The organism is Parvibaculum sp. (assembly GCF_049672805.1).
Classification (GTDB): Bacteria; Pseudomonadota; Alphaproteobacteria; order Parvibaculales; family Parvibaculaceae; genus Parvibaculum.
This window is the reverse complement of record NZ_JBATWS010000336.1, coordinates 1-4,333: the sequence shown is the minus strand read 5'-3', so window position 1 is coordinate 4,333 and position 4,333 is coordinate 1. Positions and strand designations below refer to the sequence as shown.

4 protein-coding genes and 1 pseudogene are annotated in these 4,333 nt (G+C 60.3%); 2 read left to right on the top strand and 3 right to left on the bottom strand.

Annotated elements, in window-relative coordinates:
* Together WBF74_RS10685 and rpoD are read left to right on the top strand one after the other, a co-directional pair.
* Window positions 1-276: pseudogene (locus WBF74_RS10685) on the top strand (hypothetical protein); the annotation flags it as partial.
* A 323-nt stretch (window positions 277-599) separates the two neighbouring features.
* Complete coding sequence (rpoD, locus tag WBF74_RS10680; protein WP_424439349.1) at window positions 600-2,561, top strand: RNA polymerase sigma factor RpoD; 1,962 nt, start codon at window positions 600-602, stop codon at window positions 2,559-2,561.
* Between the two features lie 68 nt (window positions 2,562-2,629).
* On the opposite strand, the gene WBF74_RS10675 is transcribed toward rpoD, so the two are convergent.
* The 3 genes from WBF74_RS10675 to WBF74_RS10665 all read right to left on the bottom strand — a co-directional run.
* Window positions 2,630-3,226, bottom strand: a complete 597-nt coding sequence (locus WBF74_RS10675; RefSeq protein WP_424439346.1) for a TetR/AcrR family transcriptional regulator — start codon at window positions 3,224-3,226, stop codon at window positions 2,630-2,632.
* The gene (locus WBF74_RS10670; protein WP_424439343.1) at window positions 3,223-3,660 is read right to left on the bottom strand and encodes a nuclear transport factor 2 family protein; all 438 of its coding nucleotides are present in this window, start codon (window positions 3,658-3,660) and stop codon (window positions 3,223-3,225) included. Before WBF74_RS10670 ends, WBF74_RS10675 begins: the two co-directional genes overlap by 4 nt.
* A 174-nt stretch (window positions 3,661-3,834) precedes the next feature.
* Window positions 3,835-4,333: SIMPL domain-containing protein (locus WBF74_RS10665; RefSeq protein ID WP_424439340.1), on the bottom strand; the 499-nt coding region annotated here is incomplete at its 5' end.

The window sequence follows — 4,333 nt, the reverse complement described above, 5'->3', positions numbered from 1 at the left end:
CACTTGGTGAGCAGGGATTTGGCGGATATAGCGCGACGGCGGGAGGCCAATTCAGCCTTCATGAGCCTGCGCTTTGTATCGCCAGAGGCGCCGGCTGACGAAGCGGAAGCCGGGTTCCTCCACGCGCTTTCGCGACATCAGCGGGCAATCGGGCTGCAGGCAGAGTTGAAGGCCGCCGAGCGAGCGCTCGCGGAAGAGATGACGGAAGAGAATTTTGCCCGGCTTCAGGCCATTCATGCGCAGCTTGAGCGCGCGGAAGCGGTGGACGGGCTTTAAGGCAGAAGCAGGATCGAACTTTTACGGGGATCGGCCAGAAGCGGGATTAAAGGGCAGAGCGGTTTCGATAAGGCGGGTTCAGGCCCGCTCAGGGGACGGGCCGAAACCAAGGGCAGCAAGCGCAAAGTGAGGCGGGTAGCGGGTCATCCGGTTTGAACGGGATGCCTGTGCTGCCTTTTACGGCATTTGCAACGTCCTGCGGCATGATACCCGCATCCTCTGGTCCTTTTTCTCGAGTGACCTATCTGAAGAGAGAAACGGGGCTACCGGCTTTGGCTCTTAATGAGCGCCGGAATGCCCGCGATATGTCGGAGAAAGTGTGAATGGCGAGCAAGACGGCGGAACAGGAAGCTCCGGAAGCGGCCACCGAAGTGTCGCAGGACAGCCCGCTCCTCGATATGTCGGATGCGGCTGTCAAAAAGATGATCAAGGCCGCCAAGGCGCGCGGCTTTGTCACCTATGACGAGTTGAACAAGGTTCTGCCCTCCGAGGAGTTCTCGTCCGAGCAGATCGAGGACACGTTGTCGATGCTCTCCGAAATGGGCATCAACGTCGTCGAGAATGACGAAGCCGATGACGCGGCGGATGGCGCTGAAGGCGGCGAGGATGATGACGAGGAAGAGACGACCGGCAAGGCCGTCGCCACCACGACAACCACCTCTACCGCGCTTGATCGCACCGACGACCCCGTCCGCATGTATCTTCGCGAGATGGGCTCGGTTGAGCTTCTGTCACGCGAAGGCGAAATCGCCATTGCCAAGCGCATCGAGGCTGGCCGCGAGACAATGATTGCCGGGCTTTGCGAGAGCCCGCTCACCTTTCAGGCCATCATCATCTGGCGCGACGAGCTGAACGAAGGAAAGATTCTCCTTCGCGACATCATCGACCTCGACGCGACCTATGCCGGCCCCGACGCCAAGAAGATCGACCACAGCCAGGCCGCCCTTGCAGGCGAGGCACCGCCGCGCATCGAGCCGGAGGAAGAAGAGGTCGATGAGGATGGCGACGACGAAAACAACATGTCGCTCGCCGCGATGGAGGCGGAACTGAAGCCGAAGGTTCTCGAAACCTTCGATAAGATCGCCGCCGATTACAAGAAGCTCCGCAAGCTGCAGGACCTTAAGGTTGAACTCGCTCTCAAGGGCGAGGAGATGCCGGCCGCGCAAGAGAAGAAATATCAGAAGCTCACTTCCGATCTCATCGAGGAAGTGAAGAGCCTGTCGCTCAACAACAACCGTATCGAGAGCCTTGTCGAGCAGCTTTATGCGATCAACAAGCGCCTCATGGGTTTGGAAGGCCGCTTGCTGCGGCTGGCTGAAAGCCATGGCGTGCCGCGCGAAGAGTTCCTCAAGCAGTATTTCGGCAATGAACTTGATCCGAACTGGCTGCGCCGCGTCAGCCGCCTGAAGGGCAAGGGCTGGACGGAGTTCTGCAAGGATGAGCGCGATCAGGTGAAGGAACTGCGTCAGGAAATCCAGACGCTTGCTTCCGAAACCGGCCTCGATATTTCCGAATATCGCCGCATCGTTGCCACGGTGCAGAAGGGTGAGCGCGAGGCGCGCATCGCAAAGAAGGAAATGGTGGAGGCGAACCTGCGTCTCGTTATTTCCATCGCGAAGAAATACACCAATCGCGGCCTGCAATTCCTCGATCTCATTCAGGAAGGCAATATCGGCCTGATGAAGGCGGTGGATAAGTTCGAGTATCGCCGCGGCTACAAATTCTCCACCTATGCAACATGGTGGATCCGTCAGGCGATCACGCGTTCGATTGCCGATCAGGCACGCACCATCCGTATTCCGGTGCATATGATCGAGACGATCAACAAGCTCGTTCGCACCTCGCGCCAGATGCTGCATGAAATCGGCCGGGAGCCGACACCGGAAGAGCTTGCCGAAAAGCTCGCCATGCCGCTCGAAAAGGTGCGCAAGGTTCTAAAGATCGCGAAGGAGCCGATCTCTCTCGAAACGCCGATTGGTGACGAGGAAGACAGCCATCTCGGCGACTTCATCGAGGACAAGAATGCGATCTTGCCGATTGATGCGGCAATCCAGTCGAATCTGCGCGAAACGACGACGCGTGTTCTCGCCTCGCTTACGCCGCGCGAAGAACGCGTGCTGCGCATGCGCTTCGGCATTGGCATGAATACGGATCACACGCTGGAAGAAGTTGGTCAGCAGTTCTCGGTCACGCGCGAACGTATTCGCCAGATTGAGGCGAAGGCGCTGCGCAAGCTGAAGCATCCGAGCCGGAGCCGGAAGCTGCGGAGCTTCCTCGATAACTAACCTGACTCGTCATTGCCGGCCCCTCCCGGGAATCTGAGGAGGGGCCGCATTCCGCTCGCCTGCATCGTTCATCTCCGCGCCGCTTCGATCAGTGCACGGATGGCCCAGCGTTTCACTTCGCGGGCTTCTTTCTCATCCAGTTGCAGTACGTCCTTGAAGACGATCATGGCTTCCGTGCCGACGATCAGCGCCAGCGCCTTTTGAAGCTTGTCGAGCGCGGCGCGGCTGAACTCGGCTTTTGAGGGCGCGAGGGCCGCCTCGATCATCGGGGTACGGCGGTTCTGGCGGGCGGGGAGCGCGGTGTCATCTTCGGCCACGCGGCGTTCCATGCTTTTTGCAAGCATGAGGCGGAGTGCCATCTCGTTTTCGAGGATCATATCGTGGAAGGCGGCGTCCACGCGCTCCATCCGCGCCACGGGGTCTTTCTCCGGCGCGCCGGCGAATATCGCCGTCTCGTCCGGCAGCGCGAGGTCGAGCGGTGCCTCGATCAGAAGTGCCTCGACATTCGGGAAATAGCGATAGGCCGTTGCGCGAGAGACGAGCGCTTCTTCCGCAACTTCCTCAAGGGTTGGGTTCCGCCCTTCCTTCAGCAGGCGCGCTGCCGCCTGCAGCAGATCCTTCCTCGTGCGCCGCTTCTGATTGGCGCGTGCGCTTGCGCCGCTCATGCGCTCGCCTCTTCCGTCTGCGGCAGTTGCGCGATCACGGCGGCGAGATCGACCCAGACATTTTCGCGCGAGATATCCCCGCTTTCCCTGAATTCGATAATGTGAAGCAGGCGGAATTCGAGCGGCCGTCCGCGACCCTCGATACCGAAGGGGCGGCCCGGCGCCGTTCCGCGCCAGAGCGATTCATCGACCAGGAAATTCTCTCCGTGATATCGCCGCAGCGACGTCACTTCGCCATTGGCGAGATCGGCGAATAGCGTCTCGTAGAAGGGGCGGGCTGCATCGCGGCCATGCGCGGGGCCAGTGGGCCAGCCGACCACGTCATGCACCACATCGGGCGTGAGCGTTGAAAGCACGCCGTCGACATCGTCACGTGCCTCGAAGGCGAAATGCTCGTCGATCTTCCTGTCCATTTCGGCTGGCGTCAGGGGCATGGGATTTCTCCTCAAAACTGGTTCGGGGCGCCCGATCAGGGGCGTAGCTGAGTGACCAGATAATGAGACAAAAGTCTCATGTCAATATTTTTATCTTATTCACGGGCAAAGAGAAAGGGCGGCGCCATGCGATGCGCCGCCCCAGATCCTTTTCGGCCGAGTTCGTCTGGCTGGTCAGTTGATCCGTATGACGAGCGTCACATTCGCGGAGACGGTCTGCTCGCCTGCCGCCATCGGCACGGCGGACGCTTCGGCGCGCATCACCATCATGTCCTTCGCGTAATAGGGACGGGGCATGGAGTAGCCGTTCTCCGAGATGGAGAGGATTTCGCCAACCGACACGCCAGCCGCGCCCGCATAGAGCTTCGCGCGCTCCAGCGCATCCTTCACGGCGGCCTTGCGTGCCTCATTCATAAGCGGCTTCGGGTTGTCAATTTCGAAGCGGATGCCGGAAAGCTGGTTCGAGCCGAGCGTCACCACGCGGTCGAGGATTGCGCCTGCCTTGTCGAGATCGCGCACCTTCACGGTGAGCTGGTTCTGCACACGGTAGCCGCCAATCACGGGCGTGTGGGGGCGGCCGTCATCCTTCGCCTGCTCATAGACGGGATAGACCGAGAATTGCGATGTCTGCATGTCCCGCTTTTCGATGCCGGCTTCCTCCAGCCCCTTGAAG

Bases quoted from the DNA above. Each gene is read 5' to 3' on its own strand.
- WBF74_RS10675 (WP_424439346.1), bottom strand. From the start codon at position 3,226: ATGAGCGGCGCAAGCGCACGCGCCAATCAGAAGCGGCGCACGAGGAAG.
- WBF74_RS10670 (WP_424439343.1), bottom strand. From the start codon at position 3,660: ATGCCCCTGACGCCAGCCGAAATGGACAGGAAGATCGACGAGCATTTC.
- rpoD (WP_424439349.1), top strand. From the start codon at position 600: ATGGCGAGCAAGACGGCGGAACAGGAAGCTCCGGAAGCGGCCACCGAA.